This is a genomic window from Saccharibacillus qingshengii, assembly GCF_013185195.1.
GTDB classification, from domain to species: Bacteria; Bacillota; Bacilli; order Paenibacillales; family Paenibacillaceae; genus Saccharibacillus; species Saccharibacillus qingshengii.
The window spans coordinates 68,724-84,211 of sequence record NZ_JAAZWC010000015.1 but is presented as its reverse complement, the minus strand read 5'-3'; the positions used below and the strand labels follow the sequence as shown (position 1 = coordinate 84,211).

Below are 15,488 nucleotides of genomic sequence, written 5' to 3'. Positions count from 1 at the left end.
ACGTACAAAACAAGACTCCGCAGCTGAAAGGCGGAGTCCGGAAAGGTTGAACGGATGTTCGGGTTTATTTCGTTACGATTTCGGTATTGGTCAGGCCGGCTTCGCGGGCAACCCGCGCCAGCTGCATCTTGATAATCATCTGAGCGGAGCTGATAATGAAGACGACTTTTTGGAAGCCGGTTTCTTTGTAGCTCGCGAACGAACCTTTCAGTTTGTCGACTTCTTCCGTACCGAGCAGATCCATCTCCCGGCAGTCTACTTCGAGCGTGAAATTTTTCGCATCGATCGAAGACGCCATTTTTGCGTAATCGCGTACGAAGTTTTGATAATCCTGGGGAGTAAAGGTGCCGCTGACTTTCATATCCACTTTTTTTGCCGACTGATTGGTTTGAATACTGTATGGAGCTTGTGCCATGATAGGTTTCTCCTGCCTCTCGGAAATGTTCTCTACATCTTTCTTTATATCGGCGTTGAGTCCGTAGATTGAAGAGATGTACCCTTATTCTATATCTTTTTGCGGGTCATGATACCAAAAAGCAAGAAAGATCGGGAAATAAGGGAGACGAACCTCGAAAGCGAAACGCTGCCGCCCGCACGGGCAAAAGAAAGTGGACGGGAATTGGCACTGGGGGACGGCGTAGGGTAGAATGGGAGAATAATCACAACCGGAATAGGAGAGCCTAACGCCATGAGATATCGCAATATGCAGGAATGTATCGCCGATCTGGAGCAAGCCGGACATTTGATCCGCGTAACGGAAGAAGTCGATCCGAATTTGGAGATGGCCGCTATCCATTTGAGAACATTCGAGGCGGGCGGACCCGCTTTGTTTTTTGAAAAAGTAAAAGGATCGAAATACGGCGCGGTGTCGAATCTGTTCGGCACGATCGAGCGCAGCAAATACATCTTCCGCGATACGTGGGAATTGACGCAGGAAGTGATCGCTCTTCGCAATGATCCGATGAAGGCGCTGAAACAGCCGCATCGTTATGCGGGTACGGGTCTTGCAGCCCGCAAAGCGCTGCCGATCAAGAAATCCGGCCTGCCCGCCGATTTCGAAGAGATCCGGATCTCCGATCTGCCGATGATCAAAAGCTGGCCGAACGACGGGGGCGCGTTCGTGACGCTGCCTCAGGTGTACAGCGAAGATCCGGACAAGCCGGGCGTCATGAACGCCAATCTCGGCATGTACCGGATCCAGCTCAGCGGCAACGAATACGAGCAGGATCGGGAAATCGGCGTGCATTACCAGATTCACCGCGGCATCGGGGTGCATCAATCCAAAGCCGCCAAACGCGGACAGCCGCTCAAGGTGAGCTGCTTTATCGGCGGGCCGCCGGCGCACACGCTGTCCGCGGTTATGCCGCTGCCGGAAGGACTCAGCGAGCTGACGTTTGCGGGACTGCTGTCGGGACGCCATTTCCGCTACAGCTACGAAGACGGGTTCTGCGTCAGCCACGATGCCGATTTCGTCATCACCGGCGAGATCTACCCCGACGAGACGAAGCCGGAAGGACCGTTCGGCGACCATCTCGGCTATTACAGCCTTGTGCATGAATTCCCGGTGATGCGCGTGCATAAAGTGTACGCCAAGAAAAAGGCCGTGTATCCGTTCACCGTCGTCGGTCGTCCGCCTCAGGAGGATACGGCGTTCGGCGCCCTGATTCACGAATTGACCGGAGGCGCGGTGCAGCAGGAAATTCCGGGCGTCAAAGAAGTGCATGCGGTCGACGCCGCGGGTGTCCATCCGCTGCTGCTGGCCGTGGGCAGCGAACGTTACACGCCTTATCAGGCAGTCAAGCGTCCGGCGGAGATCCTGACGATTGCCAACCGGATTTTCGGTACGGGCCAGCTCAGCCTTGCCAAATATTTGTTTATTACGGCGGAAGACGACGTGCCGGTCAACGCACACGATATTCCGAAACTGTTCGCGCATGTGCTGGAGCGGATCGATCTGCGGCGCGATCTGCATTTCCAGACGAATACGACGATGGACACGCTCGATTATTCGGGCACCGGACTCAACAGCGGCAGCAAAGTGACCTTCGCCGCGGTCGGCAGCCCGGTGCGCAAACTGTCGGCAGGCGTTCCGGCCGTATTGGCGGACCTGCCGGGCGGTTTTGGACAGGCAGGGATGGCGATGCCCGGCATCGCGCTGCTGCAGGGACCTGCGTTTGTCGATTACGAGTCGGCGGAAGCGGAGATCGGCGAACTGGCGCAGGCGATCGCGGCGCGCGGTCCGCTCGGCGACTGCCCGATGATCGTCCTGTGCGACGACTCGGCATTTATGGAAGCGGCATTCGATAATTTCCTGTGGGCCGGGTTCACCCGCAGCAATCCGTCGCATGATATCTACGGCGTTAACGCTGCGTACGAGCACAAGCACTGGGGCTGCGATAATGTCATTATCGATGCCCGTGTCAAGCCGCACCAGGCGCCGCCGCTGATTCCGGATGCCGGCGTGGCCGAGCGTGTAGACCGTTTGTTCGAGCCGAGCGGAAGCTTGGGCATTCTGCGCGCCCTGCGGCGCTGATTCCACCGTTTTCTTCTCAACCCGGTTTTCTTTCTTCGTATCCAGCGGAGAAAAAAACCGGGTTTTTGCTGTCTTTTTCAAGGCGGCAGAGATCCATCGTTTTCTTCTATATGGGTATAGAAAATGTCTATTAGCGAAACGATTGACCCTGGGGCGCGGCGAGTGGTAAGCTTCTTCTCAACCCGAAAGCATACAAAAGCCATCGGAATTGTTAATTTAATTTTACGGCTGAATGATTTCGAGAAAAAGAGAGGCGGAGAGAGCGTATGACGAACAAACGGAGCTTGAAATTCGGTGCCATTATTCACGGGGTAGGCGGAAGCGTAACGGGATGGAGACATCCGGAGGTGCTCAGCGACGCCAGTGTCAATTTGGATTTCTATAAACGTCAGGCGCAGACCGCGGAAGAAGGCAAGTTCGATCTGGTGTTTATCGCAGACGGCCTGTATATCAACGAAAAGTCGATTCCCCATTTTCTGAACCGGTTCGAGCCGCTTACGATTCTGTCGGCGCTTGCCGCTGTCACAAGCCGGATCGGCTTGGTCGGCACGCTCTCCACTTCGTACAGCGAGCCGTTTACCGTCGCCCGGCAATTCGCTTCGCTCGACAAGATCAGCGGAGGACGCGCCGGCTGGAATGTGGTGACTTCGCCGCTTGAAGGCACGGCGCGCAACCATACGATCCGCTCGCATCCGGCACATGCCGATCGCTACAAGATTGCCGAAGAACATCTGGAAGTCGTGCGTGGGCTGTGGGATTCATGGGAAGACGATGCTTTTGTGCGGGACAAGGAATCGGGCGTCTTTTTCGATCCCGAGAAGCTGCACCGCCTGAACCATCAGGGCGAATACTTTTCCGTCGAAGGCCCGCTGAATATCGACCGTTCGAAACAGGGTCAGCCGGTCGTGTTCCAGGCGGGATCGTCCGAAGACGGAAAAAACCTGGCGGCACGTTCGGCGGATGCGGTGTTTACGGGACATGAACGTCTCGAAGATGCCCAGGCCTTTTACCGGGATGTGAAGCAGCGGGCTGTCGCCAACGGCCGGGAGCCGCAGGATATTGCGATTCTGCCGGGTATCAATCCGATCGTCGGCCGTACGCTCGAAGAAGCGGAAGCGAAGTACGAACAGATCGCTTCGCTTGTGACGATCGACAAGGCACTGGAGTATCTCGGCCGCTTCTTCGACCATCACGATTTCTCGCAGTATCCGCTCGACGAAGCTTTCCCGGATCTCGGCGATCTCGGCAGCAACGCGTTCAAGAGCGGGACGGACAAGATCAAGCGCGATGCCCAAGAACAGCGTCTGACACTGCGCCAGGTTGCTCTGCGTTCGGCGACGCCGAAGACTTCCTTTATCGGAACGCCGGAAGACGTAGCCGATCGGATTCAGGAATGGTTCGAAGCGGAAGCCGCGGACGGATTTATTGTCCATACGGATATTCCGAGCGGCCTGCGGACTTTCGTCGATACGGTGGTTCCGATTCTCCAAGCGCGCGGATTGTACCGCCTCGATTATGAATCCGATACGCTGCGGGGCAATCTGGGAGTGCCGATCCCGGAGAACCGCTATACGGCCGAGCGCAGCCGGGCGGCTGCCGGGGAAGCGGCGGCAGGAAGCCTTTCGTCCAACTGATCCCGCCGGAATGGTGTTCGATCTATCGCGGCAGCGCCGGAAGGGTTGTATTCCGTTCCTGCCGCTCTTACATAAACAGAAGGAGGCTTACCCATGACGAACGGGATCACCCACAAGCTTGCGGCAGACCGCATCTATCCAAAAAGAAGGTTTAAGCTCGGCTGCGTTCTCGGAGCCCTTGCGCTGGCGCTCACTACGGCGCTGACCGGATGCGGACCGGCATCGGGCGGAAGCACGGCAAAAGCGGCTTCGGGAACGGCCGGTTCGGCCGCTTCGACTCCTGTTCAAGGCGGCGAGCTCACCTACGCGCTGGCCACTTCGCCCGATACGCTCGATCCGCGCCGGAGCGGCCTCGCCGTTTCCGTCCGGGTATTCGGCGCCCTGTACGATACGCTGCTGATCCGCAATGCGGACGGTTCGCTGGGCCCTTCGCTGGCCACGGAATGGAAAGCGTCGGAAGACGGTCTGAGCTATACGCTCAAACTCAGGGAAGATGTGAAGTTCCAGGACGGTACGCCGTTCAATGCGGAAGCGGTCAAATACAACTTCGACAGCATTATCGATCCCGAGACCAAAGCGGCCAACGCTCTCGCGCTGCTGCGTCCGTACAAATCGTCGGAAGTCATCGACGAGCATACGATCAAGCTGAACCTTGAGACCCCGTCCCAGGCGTTTCTCGGCAACCTGAGTCAGGGCATGTTGAGTCTCGTCTCGCCGACAGCTGCTCAAAAAGACGGTGAAAATTACGGGAAAAATCCGGTGGGTACAGGACCGTTCAAGTTCGTGAGCTGGTCGGAAAACGCGGAGATCAAGCTGGCGAAGAATCCCGATTATGCCTGGGGAAGCGCAGAGTCCTCAAATACCGGGGCGGCTTACCTCGATGCCCTGACCTTCAAAATCGTACCGGAAGAAGCGACGCGGATCGGCGGCGTACAGAGCGGGCAGGTGCTGGCCGCCGAAACCGTGCCGCCGCAAAACGTGGTCGCGCTGCAAAACGATCCGAATGCGCAGCTGCTTCAAACCAACACGATCGGGTTCCCCTATACGCTGTTCTTCAATCTGGAGCATGAGCCCTGGAACGAACTCAAAGCGCGACAGGCGGTGCAGTACGCCGTCGACCTCGATTCGATCGTCAAGACGCTGTATTTGGGCACTTATGAACGGGCCTGGTCTTCGGTCACGCCCGGCATTCTCGGATACGACGAATCGCTGGAAGGCCAAATCAAACCGGATACGGCCAAAGCGAACGCGCTGCTCGATGAATTGGGCTGGGTCAAAGGCGCTGACGGAATCCGTGTGAAAGACGGCAAAAAGCTGACGCTGCATTATGTGGACGGTTCGCCGAACCGCGAGAAGCGCAACGATATCGCCGCCATGATCCGCGAGCAGCTCAAAGCGATCGGAATCGAGACGGAAGTCGAGATTACCCAGGATATTGCCACGGTCGTGTATCAGAATTGGGATTACGATCTGTACGGCAACAGCCAGGTGAACTCGGATCCGCACGGTCTGACTTCTTTCTATCGTTCGACCGAAGACGAAGGCCGGCGCACGCTGTCCGGATTGTCCGATCCGCAGGTCGATAAATGGCTCGATCAGGGAGCAATCGAACCCGACGAAGCCAAGCGGGCCGAACTGTACAAAAAAGTGCAGCAGTATATCAGCGATCAGGCGCTGATCCTGCCGGTATACGTATTCCCGTACACGGTAGCTGCGGGCCGGTCGGTTCAAGGGCTTACCTTCGACCCGTTCGGTTACCCGATCTTCAATGACGTCTATCTGCAAAAATAAACCGGCCGCGCGTTCCCAAAGGCAGCGCAAACAGCCGGCAAGGAGGGATTTCGATGCTGCAGGCCATCGCTTCGCGCCTCGCCAGTTCGCTGCTTGTGATCGTCGGTTCGCTGGCCCTTGTCTTTTGGTATCTTTTATCTGCTGCCGGGAGACCCGGTACTGTCGATGGTCGATCCGACTTCGGTCAGTCCGGAAGTTATCGAGAATCTTCGGGAGCAGCTCGGGCTGAACCGGCCTTTTCATGAAAGGCTGCTGACTTATTTCGGCGACATGCTGACCGGCGATTTCGGACGCTCGCTTGTCGGTTCGGAGCCGGTGCTGCCCAAGATTCTGCATCAGGTTCCCGCGACCCTGCTGTTGACGGCGGCCAGTTCGCTGATTGCCATTGTGGTCGGTGTCGCGCTCGGCGTGCTGTCGGCGGTTCGCAAAGGCGGCCTTATCGACTTCGCTGCACGGATTGTCGGACTGTTCGGCATCTCGATGCCGACATTCTGGTCGGGGATTCTGCTGATCCTGATCTTCTCCGTGCAGCTGAAGTGGCTGCCGGCCATGGGATCGGACGGTTGGACAACCCTTGTGATGCCGGCACTTGCGCTTGGTTTTGTCGGAGCCGGTTCGATCGTACGCATGGTTCGCGGCAGTATGCTTGAGGTGCTGGGCGAACCGTTCGTTACGACGCTTCGGGCGAAAGGACTGCGTGAGCGGTTCGTTCAATACAAACATGTGCTGCGCAACGCGCTTATTCCGGCGGTGACGCTGATCGGGATGCAGATCGGCGACATGCTGGCGGGAACGGTCATTATCGAAACGGTCTTTTCCCGCCAGGGAGTCGGACGGATTCTCGCCGATGCGATTATGGCCAAAGACCTGCCGGTCGTGCAGGGCGTCGTCTTTTTCACGGCTATCGTCTATGTAGGCATCAATTTGCTGGTTGATCTGTCGTATGCGGCGATCGATCCCAGAATAAGACGGAGAGGGGCAGGGCAATGAAACATTCGGCGGCTGCGGCCAAAACGTCCGGACGCCTGCGGCGGATCCGGAAGGCTGGACTCGACAAGGCGCCCTACGGCGCCCAACATCGGACAAGCGGAACAAGGCTGCGCTTCGGCTCTGCCGACGTGCTGACGGGAGTGGCAGGAATCGCTGTCAGTTTTCTGGTCCTGTGTGCGCTTATTCCCGGCTGGATCGCTCCCTATTCGCCGACGGAGATGAACACGGCAGCGATTTTGCAGGCGCCTTCGGTCCTGCATCTGCTCGGCACCGATTATTTCGGACGAGATGTCTTCAGCCTGATCGTATACGGAACCCGGGATTCGCTGCTGATCGGGATCTGTTCGGTATTGGTGGGCGTGCTGATCGGCGGGACGCTCGGTTCGTTGGCCGGATATGTCGGAGGCAAGCTGGATACGGTACTCATGCGGTTGATGGATGTGCTGCTGACCGTTCCGGGGATTCTGCTCGCGCTGACGATCGCGGCTGCACTTGGACCGGGTCTGCGCAATATCGTACTTGCGATCGCGATCTCTTCGGTACCGGGTTATGCCCGGGTGATGCGGGGACAGATTATGGCGATTCGCCGCCGGGGCTATATATTCGCTTCGCGGGCAATCGGCGCGAGACCGTCTTCGATCCTGATCAGGCATGTGCTTCCGAATTCCGCTGCGCCGCTGCTGGTGATGGCGACACTCGGATTGGGCTCTTCCATTTTGGCGGGGGCGGGCCTCAGTTTTCTGGGTCTCGGTGTGCTGAAGGAAATTCCGGACTGGGGAGCCCTACTGTCGCAGGGCCGCGGTTATCTGACCGTAGCCTGGTGGATCTGTACGTTCCCGGGCCTTGCGATCACGCTGTTTGTTCTGTCGGTCAATCTGATCGGCGACCGCTGGCGCGATGCCGTCGATCCCAAGCGAAAAGGAAAAGTCTGAGTCTAATTGACGGATTGGCATCCAAAAAATCCGCAGCCTTACCTACAAGGTACCGGAAAGGAGAATCGCGGCATGAAAACAGGGCTTGAAGTCAAAGAACTGACGATCGATGTGCATACGCCCCGCGGGACACTGACGGCGGTGTCGGAGATTTCGTTCGATATCGCTCCGGGAGAAACGCTCTGCCTGGTCGGCGAGTCGGGCAGCGGCAAGACGATCGCTTCCAAAGCGATCATGCGGCTGACCGATTACGAAAACGGCCGCATCGCCGGAGGCCATATCCGCCTGGGCGGCCAATCTATCGAATCGCTGCCCGACCATCTTGTCCGGGATCTGCGGGGACGGCGTATCGCCATGATCTTCCAGGAACCGATGGCGGCTTTTGATCCGGTCTTTACGATCGGAAGCCAGATCGTGGAGACCATGCGCGCCCATCGCCGGGAGAAAAAGTCGGTACTGCAGCAGGAAGGAGTCGAACTGCTGCGCCGGGTCGGCATTCCCGAGCCGGAACTTCGCATGAAGCAGTACCCGGGCGAACTGTCCGGCGGCATGCTCCAGCGGGCCATGATTGCCATGGCACTGTCGGGCGGACCGGAACTCTTGATCGCGGACGAGCCGACCACGGCGCTCGATGTTACGGTCCAGGCGCAAATTCTGGAACTGCTGGACGAGCTGAAAGAGAGCCTGGGCATGTCGATCCTGCTGATTACGCACGATCTGGGCGTAGCGGCCCAAATGGCCGATCGGATCGTCGTGCTCTACGCAGGCCGGGTCGCCGAACAGGGTCCGGCAGCCGAAGTGCTAACGGCTCCGCGGCATCCGTACACTATTGGGCTGCTCAATTCCGCGTTAACGCAGGATATCCGCCGCGGAGAGCGGCTTCGCGCGATCGAAGGTTCGCCTCCGGGCCTGGCGGATATGCCGGGCGGCTGCCGCTTTCATCCGCGCTGCGCTTACGCCTCGCCTCGGTGCCGCGAGAGCGTTCCTCCGCTCAGCGATCAGGGCCCCGGCCGTCTGGCCGCCTGCTGGCATGCGGACGAAGCGGCTGCCGGCGCTGCCGCCGCTTCGTTCGCGGCCGCCGTGCAGCCGGAAGTGCCGCAGCTGCAGGCCGAGCTGCCGGATACCGGAACAAACAGGGAATCTTCGTCTATTCTGCTTGAAGCGCAGAATCTCAAGAAACATTATCCGATCGGCGGCGGCTGGGGGCACCAGAAGCGCGTGATTCACGCCGTCGACGGGGTGTCGCTGTCGATTGCCGAAGGCGAAACATTCGGGCTTGTCGGCGAATCGGGCAGCGGAAAGTCTACGCTCGGACGCCTGCTGCTGCAGTTGGAATCGCAGACGGAAGGGCGGGTTCTGTACAAGGGCGAAGAGTTGTCGCCGCAGGGCAGCAGGCGCTGGCGGGAGACCCGCCGCGATCTTCAGATCATTCATCAGGACCCTTACGGTACGGTCGACCCGCGCTGGAATATCGGCGAGATCATCGCCGAGCCGCTTGGCGTGCACACGAAGCTTACGGCAGCCGAGCGGCGCGGCCGGGTCGGCGAGCTGCTGGAACAGGTAGGACTGCAATCGTCCTGGCAGGACCGTTATCCGCACGAATTCTCGGGCGGACAGCGGCAGCGGATCGGAATCGCCCGGGCGATTGCGGTCAATCCCCGCTTTATCCTGGCCGACGAAGCGGTCTCCGCGCTTGACGTATCGGTACAGGCACAGATCGTAAATCTGCTGCAGGACCTGCAGCGGCAGCTCGGTCTGACCTCGCTCTTTATCGCACACGGCCTGCAGGTCGTGCGTCATATTTCGAACCGGATCGGCGTGATGTATCTGGGCAAGCTGGTCGAGGTTGCGCCGAGCGAAGAGCTGTTCCGCCATCCCGCCCATCCGTATACCCGCGCGCTGCTTTCGTCCATTCCCGGATCGCCGCAGGCGGGGAACGAAACATTCACGGCAAAAGGCGAGATTCCTTCGCCGATAAATCCGCCTGCGGGCTGCCGCTTCCATACGCGCTGCCCGATCGCGACCGACTTGTGCCGCCAGGCGGAACCCGCTTTTGTCTCTGTAGGCAGCGAACATACGGCTGCCTGCCATTACCCGCTTTGAAAAAGGAGGAAATCGATATGACCGCCAAAATCCTGATTGTCTCGGGAAGTCCGAATTTGAATTCGAGGCTGTACGGGCCTATTCAATATCTGCAAGGCCGCTTGGACGAAGAAGGACTGACCCACGAACTGCTGCATGTCGCAAGTCTTCCGCCGGCAGATTTGATCGGCGCTAACTTTGCAAGTCCCGAGATCCGCGAAGCGCTGCAGCGGGTAGAAGCGGCCGACGCGATTATCTTCGCAAGCCCGGTCTACAAAGCGGCCTACTCCGGGGTGCTCAAAACGTTCCTGGATCTGATCCCGCAGGAAGGGCTGCGCGACAAACCGGTGCTTCCCTTGTTTGTCGGCGGTACCCTTGCGCATCTGCTCGTTATCGATTATGCGTTCAAGCCTGTACTGAACGCTCTGGAGGCGCGGAATATTCTGGGCGGTGTGTACAGCCTGGATCAGGATATCGCGCGACGACCCGAGGGCGGATACACCCTGTCCGAAGAAACCGTTTCGCGGCTTGAACGCTCGCTCTCGGAACTGCAGGTAGAACTCGAACGGCGCCGAAGCGTGCCGGCTTCGCTGCCGGGTGTGCATATTTAGACGAATCGGAAGAATAGAAAGAGGGGAATCGGATGAGTATTCGGTTGGGCATTTTGGATCAAACGCTGTTGTTCGAAGGAGACACGCCGGAGCGGGCGCTGCGTCATACGGTCGAATTGGCCCGATTGGCGGACCGGCTCGGTTACCATCGTTTCTGGGTGTCCGAACACCACGATTCGCGGGCGGTAGCCGGTTCTTCGCCCGAAGTGCTGGTCGCTTATCTGCTCGCGTCCACGGAGCGGATCCGGGTCGGATCGGGCGGAGTGATGCTCCAGCATTACAGTCCTTACAAAGTGGCGGAGAACTTCAACGTATTGGCCGGATTAGAACCGGGGCGCCTGGATCTGGGCATCGGCCGTGCACCCGGCGGCCTGCCGCGTTCGACGCTTGCGCTGCGCCGGAATGCTCCGGAAGAAGACGCTTCGCTTGAAGGGAAACTCGAAGAGCTGCGCGGGTATATCGGCGGAACCGATCCGGGAGCGGACAGTCCGCTGGCCGGCCTTCGCGCCGAACCGGTGCCCGAAGAACCGGCCCGGCTGTACGTGCTGGGCGCAAGTTCGGACAGCGCGGATCTGGCCGCGCGGCTGGGGCTGCCTTATGTGTTCTCGCTGTTTATCAACGGCGACCTCGATCAGGCTTCGGCGGCACTGCAGCGGTATCGCGACCGATTCGTGCCGACGAACGGATCGCAGCCGGAATCGATATTGGCCGTATCGGCCGCTTTGGCGGATAGCGATCGGGAAGCGCAGGATATCGCGGCCGAAAGCGATCTGTTCCGGGTCTTTCTGGCCGGCGGACGCAAGATTACGATTGGCGACCGGGAACGGGCCGAAGAGTTCGGCGTTCAATCCGGCGAAGCCTACCGGATCGAACAGGTACCGTCTCCACTCATCAAAGGCTCGGCGGAAACGGTCGGGAGACGGCTGCTGGACGCCGCCCGGCTTGGAGGAGTGGACGAACTGATCGTGACAAGTCCGATCCGCGACTTTGCCAAACGCCTTCATTCCTATGAGCTGCTTCAGCAGTACTTTGCGGCCCATTCGGTTTCCGGAGCTGAAAGTCGCTCAGACCTCCAAGCTGCGCATCCGTTTATCGGCCAATAAAAAAACCTTCGACTCCACGCAGTTTGCGGAGTTGAAGGTTTTTTGTTGGGTATTCGTTTCTGCGCCAAGTCCGTCGAAATACCGTAAGCACCAAACGGCAGCTTCTTAGTATCTTCGCGACGTATACATCATTTTGGTCGTGGTCTTGATGATAACCTGGCGAGCCGGCAGTTTGTCGTCGGCTTTGGCTGCACCGGCTTCGCGGAACACTCCGCTGCAGGAAGAGCAGAGGCGTCCGCTGCGCGTATCGCAGCCGCAGGATTCGCAAGGATAGGTGAGATGCGTATAAGAAGAAGCCAGGCGGCCGGATTTGATAAAGACATGCAGTTCGGTCAAGGATACGCCTGTGGCTTCGGATAGTTCTTTGGTCGTGCTTTTTGGGCGTCTCCACAGATAGTCCAAACAAAGATTGAGGTGTCCGTCCATCTGGCTGCTGCAGGAACCGCACATATTTCGGAAGTTTTTCTGAAAAATCGTCCCGCATTTCGGGCAATAATCGACTAGCAGGGTCATTTGGATCACCTCTTCAAAGTTGTGTTAGAGATTCAGAACCTCTTTGTAGTCCTATAATACTATCTACTCTTGGGGGTTCGCAAGTCCTAATACACTCCTATTTTCACAGAATCGACATTATTTTTTCGGGTTTTTGTCGAATATAATCCCCCTAACGTAGTCCTGGGTCCTAATTCGCGGACAAAAAAAGTCAGTCTGTCTTTTGTACAAAGGACAGACTGACGCAGAGGAGCGGGCAGGCGGGCGGGGGACGTTGCAGTTACCTTGGCAGTTCCAGAGAAAAAGTCGTACCCGACGGCCCGCTGTTTCGCAGTTTCAATTCTCCGCCCTGTGCTCTTGCAAGCAGACGGCTGTAAGTCAGACCCAGACCCAAACCGCGCGTGATGCGCTTTTTTTCTTCGCTGCGGAAAAATCGGTCGAACACGTAATCACGGTCCTGCTCCTGAATCCCCGCACCGTTGTCGGTCACTTCGACGCCGATTCGTCCTTCCGACTCACGGATTGCGATGTGCAGACGAAGCGGACGGGCCGGATGCGCGGCCTGCATGGCATTGTTGAGCAGGTTGACGACAATCTGCTGGATCCGCAGCGCGTCGCCCGTCGTATAGACCATTTCGTCGGGGAATTCGTAATCGAGTTCGATCGAATCGGACTCGTGGGGAAGTCTCCATTGATAGGCGATTTCCGATACCAGCAGTTTCAGATCGATCCGGTCCCGCCGTACCGAAACATGGCCGGAAGAAAACGCGTTGTAATCCAGCAGATCCGCGACCATCCGCTCCATCCGTCCGGATTCCTGCAGAGCGATATCGAGAAACTCTTTGGCTTCCTCGCCGGTTACGACATCGTCGCGTACGGCCATCACCAAGCCTTTGATCGAAGTAACCGGCGTTTTCAATTCATGGGTCACGCCGGCCAGAGACAATTCGCGCCATTCTTCCAGCTGATGCAGGCGTCCGGCCATCCCGCGGAAAGAATCGACCAGCTCGCCGAGTTCGCGTTCGCCCGTTTCGATCTCCAAATCGACATCGTAGCGCCCATTGCGAATCTGGCGCGCGCTTTCCGCGACCTGCCGGATCGGACGGGACAATTTGCGGGACAGCAGATAGATGGTGAACCAGCCGGAGAGGGCAAGAGCGCCGAACACGACCGCGAACATGATCAGCTCATTGGATGTATAAGCGGGCGTTTTGCGGAATTGGCTGATATAGACGCCGCCGACTTCCTGCCCGTTTTCCATAATCGGCGTGCGGATCAGCTGATATTCCGGCTCGCCGGATCGCGGCCGGGGATCCAGCTTCTGCTGAATCTGCGCATCCGTCATTTCGGGCCGCGTGAACAGGGCGTTTCCCTCCGGGTCGGCAACCAGCAGGCAGACATCCAGATTCATATTGAACAGGCGCATGCGATCATCGAGAATCGTGTTCAGATTATCCGGAATGGTCAGGGTGCCGTCGCGATTATTGACCCGGTCGGCGACTTCCTGCCCAAGCATGGCTGCGGTACGCGAACGGTTTTCCATCGCGGTTTCCCGGATGCCGTACAGAGCGACTCCGATTACGATCGCCAGTGCCGCAAACAGGATCAGAAAATAGCGCAGCGTCCAGTAGGTCAGCATGGAGGTTCCCCTGCGCCTGCGGGTTCCCCGGCCCTTGCGCCGTTTCGGCGCCCTAAGTTCTTGATTTATTTGGCTATGCAAAATTGATACCCCGTTCCCCGTAAAGTGCGAATCTCGCCGTGTTCCGTCGGCCAATGCGACAGCGCCTGACGCAGCCGCTTGATAGACAGGTCGACCGCACGGTCGCTGCCTTCGTAATCGATTCCCCATACCTGTTCGATCAACTGCTCCCGCGGGAACATCCGGTTTGGCGAGGCCGACAGAAACATCAGCAGCGACAGATCCCGGGGAGTCAGCAGAACTTCGGCTCCGTTAAGCGAGACCCGCTGTGCACTTCGGTCGATCACAAGCGTACCGAAGCTTTGGATAGCCTCTGCATGGTTGTAGACGGGCCTTCGGCGCAGCACGGCATTGACCCGCGCCACGACTTCCTCCGGAATAAAAGGTTTGGTCATATAATCATCGGCTCCGCCGTTCAATCCGTTCAGCCGGTAGTCGATATCGCCCAGCGCCGTCAGCATGATCACCGGGCAGGATCCGCGTCTGCGGATTTCTGTCAGCAGTTCCCAACCGTCGACGCCCGGCAGCATGATGTCGAGCAGTACGAGGGCCGGCTGCGTATCGTCGAACCGGCTCATCGCCTGGCTGCCGTCGGATACGCGCTGTACATCGAACCCGGCTTTTTTGAGATAGGCGGCGAGCACGCGTGCGATCGCTTCCTGGTCTTCGATAATCAAAATGGTCGTCAAGCCGTTTCCCTCCCTAAGGTTCCGCTTCTTTGCTATGGATTCTATTCTACAAACAAAACCGGCGGGAACAAGGGGTTTTCCTTTTTTTAATACGGAAACGACAACATTTTTGCCCGGAAGCCGTTTTGACATTTTCCCGACACATTAAACGGATATGATACTAAAAAACAGATACGCAGGAGGAGAAAATCATGAATAAAAAAGCGAGAAATTGGATCATTGCCGCAGCAGCGGTTGTCGTGATCGGCGGAGCAGGCGGTTACGCATTGGTGAATAATTATTTGGGCAACAATGTCGAAATCGAAAGCGTACTGCCGACCCAGGCCGCGGCAAACACCGAGACGGCTGCAGGCGGAACTGCGGAAGCCGCCGCGGCGGGAGCGGCGGTCGCCGCAGACCAGTTGAACGGAACCTGGAAGATCGCGGACGCCTCCAAAGTGTATTTCTCGGTGACGACTTCGCAGGAAGAAGTCAACTTCGTCGACGATCAGGTCAGCGGAACCTGGGATGTGAATGTGGGCGATGCGGCGCAGATGAGCGGCAGCGGCGCGATCGAAGTCGATGCGATCGACTCCGGCAACGCCCAGCGCGACGAACACATCAAAAGCGACGATTACTTCCAGATGAGCAAATTCCCGCAGGCGACCTTTACCGCGAAATCGTTCGACGGACTGCCGCAGGAATGGACGGAAGGACAAGTTTACGACTTCAAAATGGACGGTACGCTGACGGTCAAAGGCATCGAAAAGCCGGTAACGTTTGAAGCGAAAGCTTCGTACCAGGGCGGAAAGCTTCTGCTGTCGGGTACGACGGTCGTGACTTTCGAAGACTTCGGTCTTGCGAACCCGCATTCCGTTGTGCTCAGCACGGAGAATGAGATCAACGTACAGCTGGAACTGACGCTCGAAAAATAATCCGGCCGCTGCCCAAGC

12 protein-coding genes and 1 pseudogene are annotated in these 15,488 nt (G+C 58.0%); 9 read left to right on the top strand and 4 right to left on the bottom strand.

The features are described 5' to 3' along the window. Positions 1-64: 64 nt before the first annotated feature. Positions 65-415 carry a hypothetical protein gene (locus HRQ60_RS14095; protein ID WP_172196473.1) on the bottom strand — a complete coding sequence of 117 codons (351 nt, stop codon included), beginning with the start codon at positions 413-415 and terminating at the stop codon, positions 65-67. Between the two features lie 273 nt (positions 416-688). Between HRQ60_RS14095 and HRQ60_RS14090 the strand changes: the two genes are divergently transcribed. From HRQ60_RS14090 to HRQ60_RS14055, 8 genes and pseudogenes are all read left to right on the top strand, one after another. Next, complete coding sequence (locus HRQ60_RS14090; protein ID WP_172196472.1) at positions 689-2,533, top strand: UbiD family decarboxylase; 1,845 nt, start codon at positions 689-691, stop codon at positions 2,531-2,533. A 266-nt stretch (positions 2,534-2,799) separates the two neighbouring features. Continuing rightward, on the top strand, positions 2,800-4,167 hold the full coding sequence (locus HRQ60_RS14085; protein ID WP_172196471.1) for an LLM class flavin-dependent oxidoreductase: 1,368 nt from the start codon (positions 2,800-2,802) through the stop codon (positions 4,165-4,167). 93 nt (positions 4,168-4,260) lie between these two features. Further along, entirely contained in the window at positions 4,261-5,958 is a 1,698-nt protein-coding gene (locus tag HRQ60_RS14080; RefSeq protein ID WP_172196470.1) for an ABC transporter substrate-binding protein, read from the top strand. A gap of 53 nt (positions 5,959-6,011) precedes the next feature. Beyond that, positions 6,012-6,948, top strand: a pseudogene (locus HRQ60_RS14075) (ABC transporter permease). After that, on the top strand, positions 6,945-7,880 hold the full coding sequence (locus tag HRQ60_RS14070; RefSeq protein WP_172196469.1) for an ABC transporter permease: 936 nt from the start codon (positions 6,945-6,947) through the stop codon (positions 7,878-7,880). The pseudogene HRQ60_RS14075 and the gene HRQ60_RS14070 overlap by 4 nt, the downstream one beginning before the upstream one ends. A 72-nt stretch (positions 7,881-7,952) precedes the next feature. Beyond that, positions 7,953-9,983 carry an ABC transporter ATP-binding protein gene (locus HRQ60_RS14065; protein ID WP_172196468.1) on the top strand — a complete coding sequence of 677 codons (2,031 nt, stop codon included), beginning with the start codon at positions 7,953-7,955 and terminating at the stop codon, positions 9,981-9,983. A 17-nt stretch (positions 9,984-10,000) separates the two neighbouring features. Beyond that, complete coding sequence (ssuE, locus tag HRQ60_RS14060; RefSeq protein WP_172196467.1) at positions 10,001-10,573, top strand: NADPH-dependent FMN reductase; 573 nt, start codon at positions 10,001-10,003, stop codon at positions 10,571-10,573. 32 nt (positions 10,574-10,605) lie between these two features. Next, positions 10,606-11,676 carry an LLM class flavin-dependent oxidoreductase gene (locus HRQ60_RS14055; protein ID WP_172196466.1) on the top strand — a complete coding sequence of 357 codons (1,071 nt, stop codon included), beginning with the start codon at positions 10,606-10,608 and terminating at the stop codon, positions 11,674-11,676. 105 nt (positions 11,677-11,781) lie between these two features. Here HRQ60_RS14055 and HRQ60_RS14050 read toward each other — a convergent pair whose 3' ends face one another. The 3 genes from HRQ60_RS14050 to HRQ60_RS14040 form a co-directional block, all read right to left on the bottom strand. Continuing rightward, the gene (locus HRQ60_RS14050; RefSeq protein WP_172196465.1) at positions 11,782-12,189 is read right to left on the bottom strand and encodes a hypothetical protein; all 408 of its coding nucleotides are present in this window, start codon (positions 12,187-12,189) and stop codon (positions 11,782-11,784) included. 259 nt (positions 12,190-12,448) lie between these two features. After that, positions 12,449-13,807, bottom strand: coding sequence for a HAMP domain-containing sensor histidine kinase (locus HRQ60_RS14045; RefSeq protein ID WP_172196464.1), 1,359 nt, complete (start codon positions 13,805-13,807; stop codon positions 12,449-12,451). 65 nt (positions 13,808-13,872) lie between these two features. Then, a complete protein-coding gene (locus tag HRQ60_RS14040) occupies positions 13,873-14,556 on the bottom strand; it encodes a response regulator transcription factor (RefSeq protein ID WP_172196463.1) in 684 nt (227 codons plus the stop codon). Between the two features lie 191 nt (positions 14,557-14,747). Between HRQ60_RS14040 and HRQ60_RS14035 the strand changes: the two genes are divergently transcribed. Continuing rightward, positions 14,748-15,470: a YceI family protein gene (locus tag HRQ60_RS14035; protein ID WP_172196462.1), complete on the top strand. Its 723-nt coding sequence runs from the start codon at positions 14,748-14,750 to the stop codon at positions 15,468-15,470. Positions 15,471-15,488: the final 18 nt, after the last annotated feature.

Bases quoted from the DNA above. Each gene is read 5' to 3' on its own strand.
- HRQ60_RS14095 (WP_172196473.1), bottom strand. From the start codon at position 415: ATGGCACAAGCTCCATACAGTATTCAAACCAATCAGTCGGCAAAAAAA.
- HRQ60_RS14090 (WP_172196472.1), top strand. From the start codon at position 689: ATGAGATATCGCAATATGCAGGAATGTATCGCCGATCTGGAGCAAGCC.
- HRQ60_RS14085 (WP_172196471.1), top strand. From the start codon at position 2,800: ATGACGAACAAACGGAGCTTGAAATTCGGTGCCATTATTCACGGGGTA.
- HRQ60_RS14080 (WP_172196470.1), top strand. From the start codon at position 4,261: ATGACGAACGGGATCACCCACAAGCTTGCGGCAGACCGCATCTATCCA.
- HRQ60_RS14070 (WP_172196469.1), top strand. From the start codon at position 6,945: ATGAAACATTCGGCGGCTGCGGCCAAAACGTCCGGACGCCTGCGGCGG.
- HRQ60_RS14065 (WP_172196468.1), top strand. From the start codon at position 7,953: ATGAAAACAGGGCTTGAAGTCAAAGAACTGACGATCGATGTGCATACG.
- ssuE (WP_172196467.1), top strand. From the start codon at position 10,001: ATGACCGCCAAAATCCTGATTGTCTCGGGAAGTCCGAATTTGAATTCG.
- HRQ60_RS14055 (WP_172196466.1), top strand. From the start codon at position 10,606: ATGAGTATTCGGTTGGGCATTTTGGATCAAACGCTGTTGTTCGAAGGA.
- HRQ60_RS14050 (WP_172196465.1), bottom strand. From the start codon at position 12,189: ATGACCCTGCTAGTCGATTATTGCCCGAAATGCGGGACGATTTTTCAG.
- HRQ60_RS14045 (WP_172196464.1), bottom strand. From the start codon at position 13,807: ATGCTGACCTACTGGACGCTGCGCTATTTTCTGATCCTGTTTGCGGCA.
- HRQ60_RS14035 (WP_172196462.1), top strand. From the start codon at position 14,748: ATGAATAAAAAAGCGAGAAATTGGATCATTGCCGCAGCAGCGGTTGTC.